Here is a 20,841-nt window from a genome sequence, read left to right on the forward strand (position 1 = left end):
GCGGTAACTTCATCTCTTTATGCGAGCCGTGTTTAGAAGTTAAATTGGTCTAACTTTGTTTGAATGATGTCATCGGCGATGAATTTGTGAGTGGCTGTTGTTGGATGAGTCACTCCCCAAAAGACATATTTATCGGCACCATGGTAAGCACAATCATTAGTCAGTGAATGATTTTTCAGGTAGTCCGATGCTGAGTTTCTATTGATATTCAAACACGAGTCGGTCGCATTCTCGAACCCAAATGCTCTGGGGTCAGATGTGATTTGGTTAAACCTCTCGTGAGCATCATAAAGTACAATGGTAAGCCCTTTGTCCTTATAGAGTTTGGCTTGCTCTTTTATAAAGGCATTGAATTCAATAATGTTACCTCTGACAGTATTGATTTCTTCAACCGTTGAATATTTAAATTGGGGCGCTTTGGTGGCATCAGGCAGGGTAAACAAAAGTATATTTGTTATTCCTGATTCAGTTAAACGAATCAGAGCGCTACTCAAATCAGCTTTTACGTCTGCAACTGAACGGCCGTAGTTCATCAAATCGTTGAGACCAAACTCCATCGTGACTAGGCTATTTTCTGGTTTGTAGTTTTCTGCTTTGTCCGCATACTTGAGATAAGAAGTAACTTGTTTGTATACCCCGGTTAAAACACCATATTGATTGACGCCAGCTGCTCCACCTACTGCCCAGTTGTATAATGGCAGATGTTTATGTTGTGCAAGGTACTCGGTCCATACAAAACCATTTGAAAAGTGCCCTAAATACCATGATCTTCTATTGGGAAATACCCACTGAGATGCATTGTACAAGTTGCCAGTGTCTGACAAGCTGTCTCCGAAGGTGATGACCCTATTGATTTTATCATTATTAGTGGAGTCATTTGTCCAAATACTGTGGTTGTATGAAATCTGGCTATCTGATGCGTAATACATTGTATCGGCTTCATCATAAGTCATCCCCAATGTTTCCATACAGCGTTCCTCAATATCTGTCTGTGAAGTATTGGTGTAGAACATGTTTTTAACCGATACAGAAGAGCGCCAATACCCCTGTATTTTGTAGTAAGTACCGTCTTCGTTCTCGGCCCATTCCCATTCAGCATCCGTTTCATTGCGGTTTTGAGAAATACGGTACCAACATCTGACATAAGTGCTGGTTTGCCGCCCTTGTATCCTTTGCTCGTATTCAGTATTTCCATGTTTAAAATCTGTTGACGTATCATCTGCGAGTGCTGGTACAGCCAAGGTGCAACCAGCTAAAAGTAGAATTTTATTCATGATCCTTCACTTATTATTCTGATTGTAGAGTGTTTGCTCATCTTTGATCGCATGGCATGCACTTAACAGTCAAAATATTCATGAAAAAAATCAATCAAGATTAGATTTAGATCAAACTTTATACAGAAATCTTTAGTTACGTGAGTGTTAAATTTGTGTTTTTTTGTAGTTAACTTTGTTTCTAATATGAGATTTGTTGCTTATATTGGTTGTTAGGGTTGACTTGGTGAGCATTTAGAGTGCCAAAAGAGTGTTTTGAAAGCAAAAAAAAGCGCAACCTACGTTGCGCTTTTGGTCGGTTATTAATAACGAATTATAGTTTTACGTCTATGAGCTTGGTGACTTTATCACCATTGTCATCCATTACGGTTAAGCGAACTTGATGAACACCGTAGCTTGGGAATAGGGTGGTGAACATACGCCCACGTTTGATATCTCCATTAGGAAGAACCCACTCAGTATCAACTATACGTCCGTCAGCATCTGAGCTTGTAGACCACATGGTAACCAAACGGCCTAGGTGTATGTATTCAGCCGTTGCTTCTGGCAGGATATTACCGTCTTCGACAAAGATAATGTCTGAAGAGGTATGTTGATCTCCACGGTTATCTGTGACAGTTAGGGAAACCGTATAACGACCATCATTTAGATAAGTCCATGCTGGAGAGGCTTCTTTACTTGTTTCACCATTGCCAAAGTTCCATTCATAATCGACGATGCTACCATCAGGATCAGAACTCATATTACTCGCAGTGACTGTCATCCCATCGACCGATAAGGTAAATGCAGCGACTGGGAATTGGTTAGGCTCGGGTACTTTTGATACTCGAATTACTCCATAGGTATTATCAGCGGCTTGTTCAATGACCTCTATTGCGACACCATGCTCAGCTAATAGTCTACCTGCATCTGGTGCTTGTGGATTGGAATAATCTTCATTATCAGAAAAATAGGCGTTGCCTAGCAAGCTGACATCTCGCAACACATCCCCTTCTTTATTTTCAAGCGTCATAGGTGATTGATCTTGAAGTGAGAAGCTAGCGTCACGTAGCTGGTAACGAGTTTGTGCTGGAGAGCCTGAGTTTTCCCAGATCATAGCATTTTGGTCCGCATCAACAACACCTAACCAACCCTCACCAGGGTGCTTTCCTACCCAGTTATCGGTGATAGAGTCGTCGACATACCAGACAATTAAACCAGGTTCAAATGACATCAAGCTTCCAAAGCGCTTGATATTGTTTAGTCCTTCATCAACGTCATTATGGCTCCGCCATTGTAGTAGATAATAGTGTGGTGCTTCATTGACGCCATTGTTTAGCCGGTAACCATTTAATGTAAAGCTTGAATCTGCCTCACCATCATCGATTAATGTTGCCACTCCATCTGCAATGATTTCAATATTGTCGATATGTAGGCCTTCCATTGCTAAGCCCCCATCTGTTACATAATCGAAGCTTAGGGTGACCGTTTGTCCTGACCACTTAGATAGATTGAACTCAGCATCGATCCAACCATCAGATTCACCAGAAATTGCAGGTACTAGATCTGTGGTATTCGGATCGTCTAGTGTAGTAATACTACCAGCTATTTGCTCTCCATTGATAAGCACTCGAGCAAAATCATAGTCTTTCTCGATTTGGTACCAAGCTTTAAACACCAACTCTAGATTGGTTGCCTCCGGTAGAGTGATTTCACGGGACATAGAATTTTTGAGATCATCGCCTTTACCTGAATGAAAACCATGACTCCCAGAGTAGGGCTTCTGGCCTTCGGTACGTTTAATCGGAAGATCAATACGAACCATGTTTTGCTTATCATTGTCTATGGTCTGGTGAAGAGTAATTTCTTCTCCTTTGGTCGTCAGTTCATCTACAGAGAGTGTTTGATTAACAATCCACTTTCCTCCGATTGATTCCTGAAGAAACTGCTTTGCCCAAGAGCTAAATGCAGTAGGCTGAGTACCTCCAATTTTGCCAGCCCAACTACCCGATGACATAATCGACCAGTATGAAACAGGCTCACCTTTACCTGTATATTGGGTATCATATTCATCAGGAAGGCCTAAGTCATGTCCGTATTCGTGCGAACAAACCCCCGCTGCTGCATCAATCGGCTGAATAGTGTAGTCAAAAGCAGCATAGCTACCGCCAAAACGGCTCGGAATTGTGCTGGTGGTTCCTTGTAATACATGGTATTTACCAAGGTTATATCTGTGTGACCAGATGGCATCGTCTTCAAGTACACCACCGCCTGCTTCTTCACCTACTGATGAATGAAAAACCATCAAATGGTCTATCACGCCATCGGGTTCACGGAAGTCACCATCTTGGTCATAGTCATAGCGGTCTTCAATGTCGTAATCGGCAAGATTAATATTTGGATCTTGAGCTAATTGGTTGAGGGCTTCACGAACTAATTCTTGCGCATTAAGGTCATTGTCTGTTGAGGAAGAATTCCCCCCGTAGAATGCTGCATTTTTTGCAGCGCGATACCATCCGGCGGCTTGCCCTGCAACGCTATAGCTTTTACCCGACTCGCTCTCATAATACTGACGCATAGAGATAAGGTTTTGCCCATTTGGGCCAGTGTAGCCAGTGTTAGAGAATAGAAGTCTCTGGTAGTGTTCTGGTTGGTAGCTATCGTAGAGCATATCTGTGTGATCAGACGTTAGTCGATTATCGTTCCAAGGTAAGTCAGGGAAATCAACCAGTACAGCTAGAACTTTATCAGTTCGCTTGTCTGACAAATCAAAAGAAAATACATGTGCCTTATGTTGGCCATTACTTTCTTCAATGGATTTTAATATTTTTGCTCTTTGTTCGAGTGCTTTTTTACCGAACTGAGCATCGCCTTTAAAACCATTCCCAATTTTTTTATTTAGGTAGTTATTAAAAGCTAGTTTTTGTTCTTCAATAGAAGAGCTTTCATCAATAATGCCTTTCCTTGCTAGCATTTCGATAATTTTCTCTTCATTTATTACACCTAAATCAATAGGCGTTTGAGCATTACCGCTGGCACTAAATAGTGCCATTACTGCTGTTGCGAGCAGTGTTTTCCTTATGCAAGCCATATTATTTCCTTATTATATTTTTATTGCCAATCACCACTTTAAATAGTGGTTTTAACGTTGCGTGAACAACTCCCTTGACGGTGGGAGATTCTTAAATGTATTTCTGTACTTAATCCTTAGGTGCTGAAATACATTGTTTGTTTTTTAAACGGTCATGTATTGTTTCTTTGGTGTTATTATTTTTACTTGTGGTTTTGTTGAATCTATTAGCGAGGTAAACTTGGAGAGATTTAAGCTTTTCGTCATAGGATTGATTGTCACATATGACACCACGCTCCACTAAAAACGTAACGAGTTCTTCTTCATCATCAGGAAGCGGATTAGCAATAACTGAAAATGAGAAGATAATTAACAAAAAAACCACAAATTTCATCTTATTCTTATAAATTAGTTATATTTTTCAACAAAATATAACTACGAATTATAAAATGCAATGGTTGAATTTTGAACGATAAGACCTTGATCTATAGTTCAACATAATATGTAAACACCCCAAACGATTATATGAGGTGTTGCCCGCGATGTATTAGAAATAATTATTTATTAATGATTATTTTGATAATAATAATTTGGTGAGAAGGTTATTAAAATATATTCAAGCCAAATACACTTTTTATTTTGTATAATGTTTTTTCAGTTTTTATCTTGGCAACTTCACTTCCTTTCTCTAATACTTGCAAAAGATAATTTGGTTCAGATAACAGTTTTTCACGTTCATGCCTTATAGGACTTAACATCTCTTGTAAACATTCTTCCAATATTTTCTTTGTAGTGCCATCTCCAAGCCCTCCACATTGATAGCGTTGTTTCAGCTCATTAATATAAATTGTATCGGGATGAAATGCTTCAAGATAGGTGAAGACAACATTACCTTCAACTTTGCCGGGATCTTCTATTTTTAAGTGGTTTGGGTCTGTATACATGGATCTTACTGCCGTAGTGATATGTTTTGGACTTGAGCCAAGGTTTATGGTGTTACCCATGGTTTTTGACATTTTTGTTTTACCGTCAGTACTTGGTAAACGCGATGCCTTGCTTAGCAGTGGCTGACATTCATTTAATACGCAGCTCCCCGCAAGAGAGTTTACCTTTCTGACAATCTCATTGGTTTGTTCGATCATAGGTAACTGGTCGTCTCCAACGGGGACTATGGATGCATTGAATGCCGTGATATCAGCTGCTTGGGATATTGGATAGGTTAAAAAACCTGCTGGGATTGAGCGCTTAAATTGTTTGCTGAGTATTTCTGCTTTTACCGTCGGATTGCGTTCAAGCCTAGCAATGGTTACCAAGTTGCTATAGTACATGGTGATTTCTGCAAGTGCAGGAAGTTGTGACTGTAAACAAATTGTAGTGAGTGTTGGATCTATTCCTACAGCTAAATAGTCCGCGACAATATTGAGAATGTTAGAGGAAACGTTAGCAGGAGTATTGGCATTATCTGTCAAACCTTGCATATCGGCGACGAGTATTGTTTGGTCGTTGGTTCTCTGGAGAGTCACTCTTTGTTGCAGCGAACCTATAAAATGGCCTAGGTGTAGAGGTCCTGTTGCTCGATCACCTGTTAAGATGATCTGGTTATGGAATGTCTTGGGTGTCATTTTCATGAATGTATTCTCCGAGTTTGTATCAGGTGCTACTGGAGATAATTCAAAGGTGTTATAGCCTCATGCTGTCATTCCAGCAGCATAAGGACGTAAAAGTCTTGGCTGCTCTAGTGAGAGCGCCACCAATTGTTTTGAGACGACATGATTGCGTTTAGTTTCATATTGGTAAATTTAACATAAGAGATTTCTATGTACAATGTTTTAAACGGGGTTATTCATTCAATTATAATAAAAACCCACAATAAAAATAATGACACTAGCCTTCTCAGAAAGTGTGGTAAAATTTTCTCAAAATCACATAATTATTAGATTAATTTTCTATTTTTAATTAAATGATAGATGACAAGATAAAAAAATTCTCCAGGGAAATTCGTATACTGTGACACGTAATTAGTTCACTACAAAGTTATCTCTGACAAAGTAGTATCGTCTCTAGGTGAATGATCTCATGAATTCAAAGTCTCTATCTTTTCTGCTTTTTATTTCCGTTTGTATAATCTGGGGAACAACTTGGTTTGCCATGGAAGTAGCATTGGAAACTATTCCTCCCATTTTTGCTACGGCAATGCGTTTTATGCTGGCCGCACCACTTTTAGCTGTATTAGCTAAGGTATTTGGGCAACCGTTACTTTTTCCAAGAGGGAAGGGGAAATGGATATTAATTGTTGCTTTAATGTATTTTGCGGTTCCATTTACATTGATGATTTATGGTGAGCAGTATATCTCATCAGGCTTGGCTTCAATTATCTTTGCCAATATGCCAGTTGCAGTCATGTTGATGTCAGGTTTGTTTTTGGATTTACGTTTAGCAAGCCATCAGTTGTTTGGCCTTGTTGTGGCCGTATTGAGTTTGTCATTCATTCTTGGGACTGAAATGCAGCTAGGTGGCTCAGACTATATTATCGGTACTGTCTGTCTTGGAATGGCGGTGGTTATTCATGCAGTTATGTATGTAATTGTGCAGAAACATTGTAAAGACATTCAGGTGCTGACTTATAATGCTGTGCCATGCCTTGCTGCTTCAGTATTGCTTTTTATCGTTTCTTTGATAGGAGAGCATATTGACTATCAGTCATTCAGTATGGAATCGGTATCGGCGGTAGCGTATTTGGGCTTAGTAGCAAGTGTCGGTGGTATTGTCGCTTATTTTAAACTTGGGCAAGTATCAACGCCGTTCCAAGCGTCTATTTGTTTTTTGATTTTCCCCGTTGTAGCTCTTTTCATATCCTCTTATGTAAATGATGAAATTTTATCTCTCCAGTCAATGTTACTTTTAGCGCCTTTATTAGCTGGAATTTTGCTAACTAAAACGCCAAAATCAGTGTTTGCTAGGCAAGAAAATCGAACCAATAAAGCGAGTGCGAATTTGTGAGTATGTATATTGAGTAAGTTCTGATATTTTTTAAGTCATATTGAAACCACTTGACAACGTACTTGATTTAGCGATATCTAACCATTTCTAAGATATAAGGTTATCACTATGATTGTTGTCTACAGACTTATCAAACTCGCTTTTATATGTGGTGTGTTTTTTACCATTTATGATCTTATTGAGCATGGACAAATGACTTGGCCTATGCGGTTATTTGGTGTTACGTGGTAACTTTACTTTAAGTGGCTGAGTTGAGTCTGTGGCTTAAGGCATCACTAATGTAGTCGATAAATACACGTAGACGAGCTGGCATATACTTTGTTTGCGAATACTGCATAGCAACTACGCCATGATAGTTGCTCTTAATAGTCCAGTCGGGAAGGATAGGAACTACCTGCAATGATTCAATTGCTTCAGCAATAACAAAGTCATGAAATATGCCAATGCCGAGTGCCTGTTTAACACCATTTAAACGCATTTGTGAGTGGTTGACTGCATAACGTCCTGTAACCGCAATAGAGTGGAACTCATCATCTTTGAAAAAGTCCCAAACGTCGTCGATCTCAGTTTCAGCAAGGTATAAGCAATCGTGACTTGATAACTCGGTTGGGTGCAATGGTTTGCCTCTTTTTTTGATGTATTCTGGGCTTGCACATAATACAAGATTGGTTTTGCCAATTTCTTTTAAAACTAGGTTTTCGTCTGGTTTATCAGTTAACTTAAAAGCAACGTCAATACCGTTTTTCAGTAGATCAATTTCTCCATCTGCGACACGTAACTTGAGTTGTATATCTGGGTATTGATGCAGAAAAGGCATCACAAAAGGCTGCAAAACTGAGTTAAGAAAAGCCTCAGGAGCCGCGATTGTGAGTGCTCCAGCTGGTTGGGTGTGGTTTGTGGTTGAAAGTTCCCAAGCTTGTTGTGCAGCGTTAACCATTACAATCGCTTGGTCATATATCTGTTGACCAGTTGGAGTTATGATCAAAGTACGTGTAGTACGCTCAAACAATTTAATTGATAGTGCATATTCTAGCCGTGTGATGAGCTTACTTAGCGCCGATGGTGTTACTTTCAGTTTTTTCGCAGCGGCGGTAAAACTGCCTTCATCGACAATCAAAATGAATGACGCAAGATCAGGGAGCAAAGAAATAAGTCTAGAGTTAACCAAAATAAGGCCTAAATTTTTCAATAATTTGCAATTTATTCGTGGTAAATAAATCGTACGGTTAGTCAAACAATGTAAGTTATAAGCCAATCATTGTATTGAGTTGATCATACCATGTGATTTAGGTCATAAAAAAGGACTATTTGTGCCTTGAATTCATTAATGTTTTTCCAGTTGGCGGGATAATGAAAATGCTTGGCTTAGATTACACTAACGCACTGAGCTCAATGTCGTCACCATGGTTAGGTTTTCTGACTAAAAATACGGCTCTAGCACAATAAATTACATAATAACTCGCAAGGAATTTAACATGGCTTCTGCATTCTACGACCAGATCAAACAACAGATTGAAGAGGTAAAGGCTGAAGGTCTTTACAAATCAGAACGTATCATTACTTCTCAGCAACAGGCCGCCGTTAAGATTTCGACGGGTGAAGAGGTATTAAACTTCTGTGCCAATAACTACCTAGGCCTCGCCAATCATCCTGAGCTGATAGAAGCGGGTAAAGCCGGTATGGAGCAGCATGGTTTTGGTATGGCATCTGTACGTTTTATTTGTGGTACTCAAGATATCCACAAAGAGCTTGAGCAAAAGCTTTCTAAATTCCTTGGTAAAGAAGATACGATTCTCTATACCTCTTGTTTTGATGCAAATACTGGCCTTTTTGAAACTATTCTTGGCAAAGAAGATGCCATCATATCTGATGCGTTAAATCATGCTTCAATCATCGATGGTGTTCGTTTGTGTAAAGCGATGCGGTTTCGGTATTCCAACAATAATATGCAGGAACTGGAACAGCAGTTGATCGCTGCAAAAGAAGCGGGTGCACGCAATATTTTGGTTGTGACAGACGGTGTATTCTCGATGGATGGCGTTGTAGCTAATCTACCTGCTATTTGTGATTTAGCGGAAAAGTACGGTGCCTTGACTATGGTCGATGACTCTCATGCAGTAGGTTTTATGGGGGAAAGCGGCGCAGGGACACATGAATATCATAATGTTGTTGATCGTATTGATATTATTACTGGTACGCTTGGTAAAGCTATGGGTGGCGCGTCTGGTGGTTATACTGCGGGTAAAAAAGAAGTGATTGAGTGGCTTCGTCAACGTTCACGTCCGTACTTGTTCTCAAATTCAGTAGCGCCAGCCATTGTTAACGCATCCATTCGTGTTCTTGGTCTTCTTCAAGAAAGCGAAGATTTACGAAGTCGTCTTTGGGAAAATGCCAAGCATTTCCGTAATCGTATGACAGAAGCTGGCTTTACACTTGCTGGTGCTGATCATGCCATCATACCTATCATGTTAGGTGATGCAAAAGTAGCGGCAGAGTTTGCAGAGCGTGCACTAGAAAAAGGTATCTACGTAGTAGGTTTTTCTTTTCCTGTTGTACCCAAAGGTCAAGCACGTATTCGTACACAAATGTCAGCAGCACATTCTCCTGAGCAACTGGATCGTGCGATTAATGTGTTCATCGAGGTTGCCCGTGACATGGAGATTATAAAGTAATGAAAATCAAAGCCCTGTCTAAACTTAAGCCTGAAGAAGGTATTTGGATGACTGAAGTGGACAAGCCTGAACTTGGACACAATGATATCCTCATTAAGATAATGAAAACCGCAATTTGTGGTACAGATGTTCATATCTATAACTGGGATGAATGGTCTCAAAACACAATTCCTGTGCCTATGGTGGTCGGCCATGAATATGTGGGTGAAGTTGTCGGCCTTGGCCAAGAGGTCCGAGGCTTTGAAATCGGTGATCGTGTCTCTGGTGAAGGGCACATCACATGTGGTCACTGCCGTAACTGTCGCGGTGGGCGAACGCATTTATGTCGTAATACTGTTGGTGTGGGGGTCAATCGGGAAGGTGCATTTGCCGAGTATCTGGTTATTCCTGCATTCAATGCTTTTAAGATCCCAGAAGGGATTTCAGATGATCTTGCGTCAATTTTTGACCCATTTGGTAATGCTGTACATACTGCTTTATCGTTTGATTTGGTTGGTGAAGATGTACTAATCACTGGTGCTGGGCCTATCGGTATTATGGCTGCTGCAGTGGCTAAGCATGTAGGTGCGCGACATGTGGTTATTACCGATGTGAACGATTATCGCTTGGATCTTGCACGCAAGATGGGTGTTACTCGTGCTGTCAATGTTGCCAGTGAAAGCCTAGAAGATGTCATGGCTGAGCTTGGTATGACAGAAGGCTTTGATGTTGGTCTTGAAATGTCAGGTGTTCAAGCCGCATTTAGTAGCATGCTCAAAACGATGAATCATGGTGGCCGAATAGCTCTCTTAGGCATTCCTCCATCAGACATGGGAATTGATTGGAACCAAGTAATTTTTAAAGGTCTTGTGATCAAGGGTATCTACGGCCGAGAAATGTTTGAAACTTGGTACAAAATGGCATCATTAATTCAATCAGGCCTAGATCTAACGCCAATCATAACGCATCACTTTAAGGTGGATGATTTCCAGCAAGGCTTTGATGCAATGCGTTCTGGTATGTCAGGTAAAGTAATATTGGATTGGCAATAGTAGCTTGATATTTTTTTATCAACTTTTATACCTTGGCCTTAGCTAAGTTTGAAGGTAAGGTTTCTAGCCGAGCGTTTATCGTTCGGCTATTATCTGTTCGATTTTGATATTTACAAGTGAAAAAAATGTACATTTTATTTCTTTAAAACCCCTTCCTAAAGTTCATATTTAATCATGCATATTTACTTCTAGTTACATTGACCTTTGATTTATCATAACACCGGTCTTTGTTACACTTATTTTACTAGGGAAGAGATATGAATAAGATAAATGTGGTAGCTGGAAGCCTCTTGCTGGCTTTATGTAGCTCTGTTCAAGCTGCAGAATGGGGCTACCAAGGTGATATAGGTCCAGAGCATTGGGGAGAGTTTGCGAGAGAGTGTGCTGCTGGTAAGAACCAAAGCCCAATCGATATAAATGAAAATGATACTGTTGAAGCAGAGCTCAAGTCTTTAGACATACACTATGATGGTACAGTGACAGGCTTAACGAATAATGGCCATACATTACAAGCTGTTGTTAGTGGTAGCAATGTATTCACTCTCGACGGTATTGAATTTAATTTAGCGCAGTTTCATTTCCATACTCCTTCTGAAAACCATATCAAAGGTCATGGTTACCCTCTAGAAGCGCATTTTGTCAATGCAGATAAAGCTGGGCACCTAGCTGTTTTAGCAGTGATGTTCGATCTTGATACACATAAGAATAGAGAGATGAGCAAACTGATTAAATCGATGCCCGAAACCAATCATACTGTGACACTAGACAGCCCGTTTTCTGTCAAAGATATGTTACCTAAAACTGCCAAATATTATCGCTTTAATGGCTCTTTAACCACACCACCTTGTTCTGAGGGAGTTCGTTGGATAGTCGCTAAATCTCCACAGTCACTCACTTCGGATCAAGCGAAGCAACTGGAGCTGGTTATGGGTGCAAACAACCGTCCGCTGCAAAATCACAATGCTCGAGTCGTACTTTCAAATGATTAATTGACATCATCTTTTTCTTTGGTTCTGTGATGTGCTAAGTTAATTCAGTCACAGAACCTATGAATTTAGCTTAACTCTATTTGTTAGCAATTAAAGCATATTGTCGAAGTAAATCCGTTAAACTTGTCACCCATTCTATTGCGTTCTCTGGGGCTTCCTCAAGTATGGCTTCCACATGTTCGCAATGTACCGCAAGATTAATTGTTCGTTCTAGTTTAAAAGATATGGCATAAAAGTGCCAAAGTAAGAGTCTCTGCATACGCTTAGTGTTTTGAATAGGTTGTTCAGAATCATTAAAGAGTGCAGGTAATTGACTTAACGCGATGGCATGCATTCTCAGCATAGCGTCAAATTGTGCTTGAAAAAGCTTATCTTCTGAAGCCGTTTCATCGGCTTCAAACGTAAAGAGCTCAGACATTGAGTTCTCATCTATGAGTCGATTTAGCATTTTAAGGCTCAGTTCTTGAAGCTCATCCCTAGAGGTATTTTCCAAGTATAAGAGAGTATAATCTCGTTCCACAACATATCCATGGTTAATGTATTAGAACGCTATTTTATATCGCTGTTGATAGAAATCCAGTCTAACTTAGTCGATTAGAGTTCAATTAAATAGGTAAATGTTACATGGAATGTAAACAAATAGCCCCACATGATAGTGGGGCTATATATTGTTGTGTTTGCGTTGTGGTTAGCCGCTGACGTTGTTCGCGAATACTTGGTTCACGAGTACGTTAGTTGATACATTTTTAACCCTAGATGTCTGATGATAATTTGCAAACATAAGGTACGGTTGTGGTTAATCTCAAGATAATTTATGTGATCTTTGTCCATGGTTTTATATCTATCTGATGCATATTTTGCAAGTAAGCTTTGAAGTTAAGCAGGTTGAATCTGGCACTGACAAGCCATTGTTTTGCATCGATAGCAGTGACTAAACTTGTTAGTATTGTGATTGTCGTAGGAAAATATTAATTAGTGGAAGGCAAATATATATATGCTACCTATTATCTAATTGTCCACATTTTCTATCTGCACATTTATATAAGCAAATTATAGGTATTGGAATGAAAAAAATTGTTTTGTTGTTTACTCATTTGGTTTGCGGAGCTTTTGGTTTTGCTCTTGGGATCTATGCTCTACCTATACTTACTCAGCCTGATTCTCCCACCATGAGTTCGGTTGAAAAAATTACCAATAACGCTATTTATACAGCTACATTTCAACGTGATCGCAAAGATAGCGATTTTCTTCATTGGGGTGAAGGTTCGGTGTCAATTAGTAAACAACAGATCGCTTTTGTTGGAGAATTAGCTCCTGGCCCCGATTATAAACTGTATTTATCTCCTCAGTTTGTTGAAACAGAACAAGATTTCAATGATAAAAAACACAATATGACAAGGGTGGGTGACGTCAAAACATTTGATCGTTTCGCTTTAAATCTACCTCAAGAATTAGATTTATCTCAATACAACACAGTTGTGGTTTGGTGTGAGACGTTTGGTGAGTTTATCACCTCTGCGAGGTTTAAGTAATTGCTGGAGCGATTCCATTATCGGGCATAGCTGATTGGTATACTGCTGTGGTTGTTTTAGAATGAGGTGTAGATTGGGGCTGATGGCTTTTTGTTATTCACTGGTGTAGGGAGTTTAGATTGGAAAATCTACATCTTGTTATCAATTTTTTTTTGACTCATAAGTTTATCTTTACGGTATTTATTATTGGGCTTGTTGTTGTTGTTCGAAGAATAATATTATCGAAAATTCGTGGTGATGTGGCTTTTGTAACAGAAAAACAACGAAGCTGGATGTCTAGAACAAAGAATGGCACCTTTTCTATTACTGTTTTACTGCTGTTCATGTTGTGGAAGTCGGAAATAAATGAATTTGCGTTATCCGTTACTGCAATAGCCATTGCTATCGTGGTAGCGTCAAAAGAGATTATTCTTTGTTTCACTGGGTTTATTCAGCGTGCGAGCTCTAGATCTTTTAGAATTGGTGATTGGATTGAGGTAGGTAAGTTGTGCGGCGAAGTTATTGAACACAACATGATGGCGACTGTGATCCAAGAAATTGATTTGCACCATGGTCAGTATCATTTTACTGGAAAAACCGCGACCTTACCCAATAGCATGTTTTTTACTTTCCCAGTTAAAAACCTCAATTTCATGAAGCGCTACGTCTACCATAACTTCTCGATTGTGGTGGTTGAGTTTGTTAATTTATATCCCTTGCTTCCAACTATGATTAATAAGATCGAGGATCACTGTCAGTACTTTAGTGATGTTGCAACACGTTACAACTCTATGATTGAAAAGCATGCAGGTGTCGATTTGCCAGGCGCAGAACCACATATTCATATCAATAGTGCTTCCACAGGAGAACAAGTTGTCCATTTTATGCTATTTTGCCCAACAGAAAAGGCGACACATCTTGAACAGGAAATAAGGAAAGACTTTATGACCTTATACGAGGAAAAGTTTACCTTGGATAAAAAAGTATTAGAGTCTGACTAGAGTATGGAGCCCCTTTGGAATGTATTGAATTCGACAGTTTGGCTTTTGCTCTCTAGCGTTGTAGTGTCGTATGGGGAAAACATGTGAATAAAGAAGTACCTGCACCATGTGTACGTTTATGTTGCCTTAGCGAAGATGATATGTGTCTTGGATGTTACCGTACGCTAAAGGAGATTCTAGACTGGAATGCGTACAGCAATGAAGAGAAGACAAGGGTAATTGCTCGCTGTGACAAGCGTAAAAAATCATTTAAAAGGGGTTAAAGGCTAGAAGCCATTACCCCTATGTAATCGTGATTATAAAATGTCATGGCATAAATATCTGCCAGAATAATTTAGGCGTCTGTGGGTTCAAGCTCGACTCGGAATGGTTGTTCGGCGATAATAGACTTTAGCTCACACAATCGCTTAACTAATCTCCCGTCAAGTAGAGTTCCTGCTTTTACAAGGCAAACGCCATTATTAGCGAAAATGTCGCGTGTTAATGTCATTCCTGCACGTAAATCAAAAGGGCTCTGCAGAGTGATTGTTTCGTCATTATTTTTTTCTGTCGTCTCGATTGACTGAGCTTGATTGCAAGAGTTAAGATCAGTTTCGATTTCGTGATAGAGGTGTTGTTGGTAGAGTTCAGTGTGACCAAGCACTGCTTGCTCTATTTGTTCTCGCGCATCTTTTACAGTTACAGGTTTTGGTAAAAAAGCATCAATTTCAAGTCTCATACAGGCGGATATAGTTTCTACATCTGAAAGGGATGTTACCGCAATGATACTGGTTTCAGGTATTGCATGTGTTGCACCTGTTCGTATTGCTTTAATAAGCTGTAAGCCGTTAATGTGAGGCATATTAATGTCAGTTACGACAAGATCGATATGATTATGCTCGATTTTTTCCATAGCAGTTTGACCGTCAGGCGCACTCAAAATATTTTCATACCCGCTTTTAAACAACATACCTATTAGTGCTTTTCGAGATAAATTGTTATCCTCAACGACTAGAATCGTGAATTTGTCAGGTTCGAACCTTGCCATACGCTTCTCCTCTATGGATCAATCAACTCTCGCTAACTGATTTCCCTTAAATAATAGTACCAAAGCAAAATTTGAACCATAGAAAGGTTTACTTATGTGGTATCAGTTGATTATCAGGAGTTTGGTTTATGTTAAACCATAAATAGAGACATAAAAATCAGTGACTTAAACTGTAATCGTGTATGTTATTAAGAAGCTATATCAGGATAAGGTACGAATTATAGATTGTATTGTTAGAATAGAATATTACTTATTATGATTCTCAATTTGAGATTATTAGGTAATGATCTGCGTTAATTCGCAGAAAAGGATAGTTGGTTACCTAGCAATGTTTAGGTCTAGTTTTAAGTCCAGTGGTAGCTGAGCCAACTTACGCCTTAAGATACAACGAGTTCTTTCAAGATCTTCGATGGCAAGTTGTTTGTCATTTGAATGGACATTTAAGCTAACTCTCAATTCACGCCCGACTTTGGTAACAGCATCTACCTCTAGGTGCTGTTTTATTTGCTTGTCCAAAGCGCATACTTCTCGATCTACAACTTCAAGTATGTCTGTACTCGGAGACATCATTAACATTTCTCGAATGGATTGTTTAAGCATATGAGCAGGCACTTTAATAAAGTAAAATGACATTAAAATCATCATTAAAGGGTCAGCATAGACCGCGTATCTATCAAAGGGAGACAGGGTCATTGTCCAAGCAAAGACAAACCCTAGTGTCACCGTGACACTGAGCATGGTATCCATTTGCCATTGCTTAGCTTCTGCTTCAATCAATCCGGAAGAAAAGCGCTTGGATTTACGATCAATATGCCACCATGCATAACCACAGCCCAACACATTAATAGCACCGAATAGAGTCGCAATAGACACGTCGACTTCGCGTCCGCCAGTAAATAGTGCCACTATTGCAGAATAAAGAGAGTAACTGACAATGATTAGTATAACACTGCCTTTAATCGCAATAACAAGTGGTTCTAACACAGCCTTGCCAAATGGGAAGAGATGTTTTGACGGATTTTGAATGTACTTTGATACGATGAGTGACAATAAAGTTAGCACCAGACTTACAGAAGAATACACCCCGTCAAACAAGATAACCAAGGATCCAACAAGAGTACCAAGTACTAAACCACCGATGGCAAAGCCCAAAGCAAGAAATGCTGAAAAAATCAAAATACGTTTTTCATTCAAGCTTGTCTTGGCACACATAGACTTGTCTCTGTTAACTACATACTCTTAGTTTTCTTGCAATAGATAGAATTTACAAACTTGATTTGTATTAAAAGTAACCAGAATTTATCGAGTGAATTATTTTATATTAAATTTCAGTCGGATAAGTGCAGCCTTATGCGTCATTAAATTTGACAGTGAGTGTCGTTAATAACTATAAAAATATCAATTTAGTCAACAATAGCGGTCAGTGAGTGTTCATTTTTGTTTAGGTATTGGCAATGCTAGAAGTCAAATAAGTACTCATTCAGTCTATCAGCGAGCCATGACATGCCAGGGTGCTCGGACATTCCTGCCGCGGTAAACATACAATAATCTTCTTGTGTTAAACCATAGGTATGTTTGATAACCGCGAGTTCTTGTTTACGCAGGTAATGACGAATCAGAGGTTCAGGGAGTACTCCCCAAGCATCTTCTGTAAGAATCGTACTTAGCATGTTGTCAAAGCTTGAGAACCCAATATGCCGCAATGAAAATGGTTGAAGCTCTGGATTATCTTTTTCGTTAAGATAGACCATAACAGCTTGCATGGCATTACGTAGTTGTTCATTAGATACCCGCCGCATTTGACTAAGTCTATGTTCTGCTTTGCACACTGACATTAAACGAATTTTTCCCAATGGATGATAAGTTATGAGTGGGTCATCTATTCTTTCGTAGTCAACACCAAACGCAAAATCTACTTGTTGTGTGGCCACTAAATTTGCTAGATCTCCGCTAGACGCCTGAACAATATTAAATGAAGTTGCAGGGAACATGTTGTTAAGTTTGTGTGAGAACTCTTGCCACATCTCATCAGGAAGTGAATCGTCCCTTGCTAACCAAACTTCGGCATTAAACTCACCTGAAACCTGAGAGCAAGTCTGACGAATGCGGGATAGAGTGGCGAGTAAGCTTTGACAATCTTTATAAATCGCTTTTCCAGCTTCAGACAGAGCAACATGGTTGCCCGTACGATTAAATAGCTCTGTGTGTAGGTCCTTTTCTAAAGCTTTAATCGACATACTAAGTTTTGTCCGGTTGCAATTTAATTGCCGAGCGGCTTCTGAAATCGATCCGGTGTCTGCAATGGTACAAAAGGCTTCAATTTGAGATAGGTTCATGTAGTGTCGCTGCTTCTATCGGTGTTTATACGCATATATGTTATAAGAATATACAAATATTGTCTGTTTTCTGAAGCTAAAAGCTATGAATTTCATGTGGTTTTGGTAATCTTGGTCGGTGCCAAATTGAATGATGTAACAGGGAGATCATGATGACTACTAGCTGGGACGACTACGCGGCAGAGTGGGAAAGTGAGCCCGCTGCACGATTATATGCAGATAAAGCCTTGGAATCTCTTCAAGAAATTGTTGATATTCAAAGTATGAGAATACTTGATTTTGGCTGTGGCACTGGATTATTAAGTCAAAAAATGTCTCCTCTTGTAAAAGATATTGTTGCATTAGACAGCTCAGAAGCGATGATCGAGCAACTTGATAATAAGCAACTAAACAATGTCGAACCTGTTGTCGATTGTCTTACTCGAGGATTAGTGGCGATGCATCCCGCATTTCGTCATCAGTTTGATTTAGTAGTCGCTTCATCCGTATGCAGCTTTTTACCGAATTACTCGGATGTGGTCGATATTGTCTACAGCCTATTGAATAAGGGAAATCACTTTGTTCATTGGGATTGGTTCTCTGAAGATGATCAAGAGGGTGGTATGACCCCCAGACATGTATTACAAGTATTGAGCAGTGTTGGCTTTGAAGAAGTAGAAGTAACAACACCGTTCAGTATTGAAACACCAAGAGGTAAGTTGATGGTATTAATGGCTGTTGCGAGAAAGTAAATGATTTTAAGCCCGAACAATTTTTTCGGGCTTGGAAAACACTAACATGTTGTTTGGATGGTATACTGGGCAATTTCATCTAATACATGAGGGTTAGCGATGGCACCCTTATTTTTTACTTCTTTTCCGTGTAATATTTGTTTTACTGCTATCTCAACTAATTTTCCGGATTTTGTTTTTGGGATATCGCTTATAGCATAAATTTCGGCGGGAACATGCCTCGGTGAGCAATTGGTTTTCAGTTGTAATTTGATGGTTGAGATAAGATCTTCGTTGAAATCGGTGTTATCAATTAACTGGACAAATAAGACAACTTTTTCATCACCTTCAACAGCTCGCCCAACAGCAATAGAATCTTTGATTTCTGGCAATTGATTTACTTGTTGATATATTTCCGCAGTTCCTATCCTAACTCCGCCAGGATTAAGGGTTGCATCACTTCGACCGTAGAATATGAGTCCATCGTTTAGTGTCTTTTCAACGTCATCCCCGTGATGCCAAGCATTTGGGTACTTGTTCCAATATGCTTTATGATAACGTTCTCCACTATCTTTCCAAAAGCCTAGAGGTTGGTTTGGAAAACTGTTCAGGCAAACCAATTCACCACGTTGGTTGACGATAGTTTGTCCTTGTTCGTTAAAGACTTGCACATTTAGGCCTAGAGCTGAAGCTTGACATTCTCCACGAAAAACAGGAGATATAGGATTACCAATAACAAAACATCCGCAAATATCGGTACCGCCAGAAATCGAGGCTAAATGTAGGTCTGTTTTGATCTGGTTGTAAACAAAATCAAATTGTTTCGGATAGAGTACTGAACCAGTAGAGCATAGGGTTTTAAGGTGTTTTAATTCAAAATGTTGGCTAGGGCAGTATTTTGCTTTTTCTAATGCTTCGAGATATTTAGCTGATGTACCAAATAGTGTGACTTGTGTTTCCTTAGCAAATTCCCAGAGAACACTTTCCGATGGGTGCACTGGGCTACCATCAAATATGACCAATGTTGCTCCACTGGCTAATGCCGATACATGCCAATTCCACATCATCCAGCCACAAGTAGTGTAATAAAATACTCTATCTCGAGGCTGTACGTCACAGTGCAGTTGATGCTCTTTAACGTGATTAAGTATGATCCCACCGACAGAGTGAACAATACATTTTGGTTTACCTGTTGTACCCGATGAATAAAGAATGAACAAAGGCTCATTAAACCCAACGCGTTGAAACTCGACGCCGCGTGGAATGAAGCTAGCCATAATAGATTCCCAGTCGTTTATTTTTTCACTAGAGAAATCATTCGGCTTTTCATCTTCTAAATAACTGATGCAGCACACATGTTGGATACTTGTAATGGTATCTGTAATCTGGTTATTTTTATCTTCCATGTGAAAGGTTTTTCCGTTGAAGCGATAGCCATTGCAGCAGAACAACACTTTCGGTTGAACTTGGCCAAAACGTTCATTGACACTGTCAACTCCGAAGTCTGGGGATGTAGAGGTCCAGATCGCTCCTAAACTGGTTGTTGCAAGCATAGCTACAATAGCTTCAGGAATATGAGGTAAGTAGCCGGCAACGATATCACCGGTTCCCACTCCGCACTGTTTTAACCACTGCTGTACGAGAGAAACTTGTTCACAGAGTTGTTGCCAAGTGAGTGAGTAGTTATAGCCTTGCTCATTCTTAAAGAAAATTGCTTTTGCTTCAGGCTCTTGAAATGCATAAGAAAGTAAGTTTTCAGCATAATTTACCTGAGCTTGAGGAAACCATATAGTGTCACGGCTTGGGAGAAATTGTCCCCAGTGAGCAGCTCCTTCGCCATAAATACAGTCACCTTTGAAGCCGATTACATCGCAAAACTGCCATAAGTTAGCCCAAAAATGTTTAGCATTCTCTACTGACCATTGGTGCAAGTCACTATAGTTTTCGATAGCCTCACCCTGCATATTAATGTGCTTGATGAACTGGTGAAGGTTTGAGGCCTCTATGCGTTGGCTGCTGGGTACCCATACAGGATCTAGGGCGGCTATATTTTGAGTAGACATGACTTCCTCGTCTCAGATAGTTTCCTTTTAAACATGGCTAAGTTTTGTGGTAAAAACCAACAATGTCAAACAAATTATAGATGATCATATCTCTGATAAATAAGAAGAAAATACAACAATGTAAAGAAAATGTTACGTTTTGACTGTGAGGGGATCTGATGAAGTCAATTGTCAGCGA

At 39.6% G+C, this 20,841-nt stretch carries 18 protein-coding genes; 8 read left to right on the forward strand and 10 right to left on the reverse strand.

Annotated elements, in window-relative coordinates:
• Positions 1-32: 32 nt before the first annotated feature.
• The 4 genes from KO511_RS05550 to trpS form a co-directional block, all read right to left on the reverse strand.
• Positions 33-1,274 (reverse strand): SGNH/GDSL hydrolase family protein, encoded by a 1,242-nt coding sequence (locus tag KO511_RS05550; RefSeq protein ID WP_215986485.1) that lies wholly within the window; start codon positions 1,272-1,274, stop codon positions 33-35.
• Between the two features lie 313 nt (positions 1,275-1,587).
• Entirely contained in the window at positions 1,588-4,344 is a 2,757-nt protein-coding gene (locus tag KO511_RS05555) for an immune inhibitor A domain-containing protein (RefSeq protein ID WP_215986486.1), read from the reverse strand.
• A gap of 109 nt (positions 4,345-4,453) precedes the next feature.
• The gene (locus KO511_RS05560; protein WP_215986487.1) at positions 4,454-4,717 is read right to left on the reverse strand and encodes a hypothetical protein; all 264 of its coding nucleotides are present in this window, start codon (positions 4,715-4,717) and stop codon (positions 4,454-4,456) included.
• Positions 4,718-4,928: 211 nt separating this feature from the next.
• The gene (gene trpS / locus KO511_RS05565; protein ID WP_215986488.1) at positions 4,929-5,951 is read right to left on the reverse strand and encodes a tryptophan--tRNA ligase; all 1,023 of its coding nucleotides are present in this window, start codon (positions 5,949-5,951) and stop codon (positions 4,929-4,931) included.
• A gap of 448 nt (positions 5,952-6,399) precedes the next feature.
• Here trpS and KO511_RS05570 point away from each other — a divergent pair, with 448 nt between their 5' ends.
• On the forward strand, positions 6,400-7,323 hold the full coding sequence (locus KO511_RS05570; RefSeq protein ID WP_215986489.1) for a DMT family transporter: 924 nt from the start codon (positions 6,400-6,402) through the stop codon (positions 7,321-7,323).
• Positions 7,324-7,561: 238 nt separating this feature from the next.
• Here KO511_RS05570 and KO511_RS05575 read toward each other — a convergent pair whose 3' ends face one another.
• Entirely contained in the window at positions 7,562-8,491 is a 930-nt protein-coding gene (locus tag KO511_RS05575) for a LysR family transcriptional regulator (RefSeq protein ID WP_215986490.1), read from the reverse strand.
• 307 nt (positions 8,492-8,798) lie between these two features.
• On the opposite strand from KO511_RS05575, the gene KO511_RS05580 reads away from it, so the two are divergent.
• From KO511_RS05580 to KO511_RS05590, 3 genes are all read left to right on the forward strand, one after another.
• A complete protein-coding gene (locus KO511_RS05580; RefSeq protein ID WP_215986491.1) occupies positions 8,799-9,995 on the forward strand; it encodes a glycine C-acetyltransferase in 1,197 nt (398 codons plus the stop codon).
• On the forward strand, positions 9,995-11,026 hold the full coding sequence (tdh, locus tag KO511_RS05585) for an L-threonine 3-dehydrogenase (RefSeq protein ID WP_215986492.1): 1,032 nt from the start codon (positions 9,995-9,997) through the stop codon (positions 11,024-11,026). Before KO511_RS05580 ends, tdh begins: the two co-directional genes overlap by 1 nt.
• A 257-nt stretch (positions 11,027-11,283) precedes the next feature.
• Positions 11,284-12,015 (forward strand): carbonic anhydrase, encoded by a 732-nt coding sequence (locus KO511_RS05590; RefSeq protein ID WP_215986493.1) that lies wholly within the window; start codon positions 11,284-11,286, stop codon positions 12,013-12,015.
• 76 nt (positions 12,016-12,091) lie between these two features.
• On the opposite strand, the gene KO511_RS05595 is transcribed toward KO511_RS05590, so the two are convergent.
• Entirely contained in the window at positions 12,092-12,535 is a 444-nt protein-coding gene (locus KO511_RS05595; RefSeq protein WP_215986494.1) for an exoribonuclease R, read from the reverse strand.
• A gap of 544 nt (positions 12,536-13,079) precedes the next feature.
• Between KO511_RS05595 and KO511_RS05600 the strand changes: the two genes are divergently transcribed.
• The 3 genes from KO511_RS05600 (at position 13,080) to KO511_RS05610 (ending at position 14,790) form a co-directional block, all read left to right on the forward strand.
• Positions 13,080-13,547 (forward strand): DM13 domain-containing protein, encoded by a 468-nt coding sequence (locus KO511_RS05600; protein WP_215986495.1) that lies wholly within the window; start codon positions 13,080-13,082, stop codon positions 13,545-13,547.
• Positions 13,548-13,666: 119 nt separating this feature from the next.
• Positions 13,667-14,527, forward strand: coding sequence for a mechanosensitive ion channel family protein (locus KO511_RS05605; protein WP_215986496.1), 861 nt, complete (start codon positions 13,667-13,669; stop codon positions 14,525-14,527).
• A gap of 83 nt (positions 14,528-14,610) precedes the next feature.
• Entirely contained in the window at positions 14,611-14,790 is a 180-nt protein-coding gene (locus KO511_RS05610) for a DUF1289 domain-containing protein (RefSeq protein ID WP_215986497.1), read from the forward strand.
• Between the two features lie 71 nt (positions 14,791-14,861).
• Here the strand turns inward: KO511_RS05610 and KO511_RS05615 are convergent, their stop codons facing one another.
• The 3 genes from KO511_RS05615 to KO511_RS05625 all read right to left on the reverse strand — a co-directional run bounded on the left by KO511_RS05615 (position 14,862) and on the right by KO511_RS05625 (position 17,890).
• Entirely contained in the window at positions 14,862-15,554 is a 693-nt protein-coding gene (locus tag KO511_RS05615) for a response regulator (protein WP_215986498.1), read from the reverse strand.
• A 318-nt stretch (positions 15,555-15,872) separates the two neighbouring features.
• Positions 15,873-16,766: a cation diffusion facilitator family transporter gene (locus tag KO511_RS05620; protein WP_215986499.1), complete on the reverse strand. Its 894-nt coding sequence runs from the start codon at positions 16,764-16,766 to the stop codon at positions 15,873-15,875.
• A gap of 245 nt (positions 16,767-17,011) precedes the next feature.
• Entirely contained in the window at positions 17,012-17,890 is an 879-nt protein-coding gene (locus KO511_RS05625) for a LysR family transcriptional regulator (protein WP_215986500.1), read from the reverse strand.
• A gap of 152 nt (positions 17,891-18,042) precedes the next feature.
• Between KO511_RS05625 and KO511_RS05630 the strand changes: the two genes are divergently transcribed.
• A complete protein-coding gene (locus tag KO511_RS05630; RefSeq protein WP_215986596.1) occupies positions 18,043-18,621 on the forward strand; it encodes a class I SAM-dependent DNA methyltransferase in 579 nt (192 codons plus the stop codon).
• Positions 18,622-18,662: 41 nt separating this feature from the next.
• On the opposite strand, the gene KO511_RS05635 is transcribed toward KO511_RS05630, so the two are convergent.
• Positions 18,663-20,663 carry an acetoacetate--CoA ligase gene (locus KO511_RS05635; protein WP_215986501.1) on the reverse strand — a complete coding sequence of 667 codons (2,001 nt, stop codon included), beginning with the start codon at positions 20,661-20,663 and terminating at the stop codon, positions 18,663-18,665.
• Between the last annotated feature and the right edge of the window lie 178 nt (positions 20,664-20,841).

Origin of the sequence: Vibrio hepatarius, from assembly GCF_018860525.1 — a bacterium.
GTDB classification, from domain to species: Bacteria; Pseudomonadota; Gammaproteobacteria; order Enterobacterales; family Vibrionaceae; genus Vibrio; species Vibrio hepatarius_B.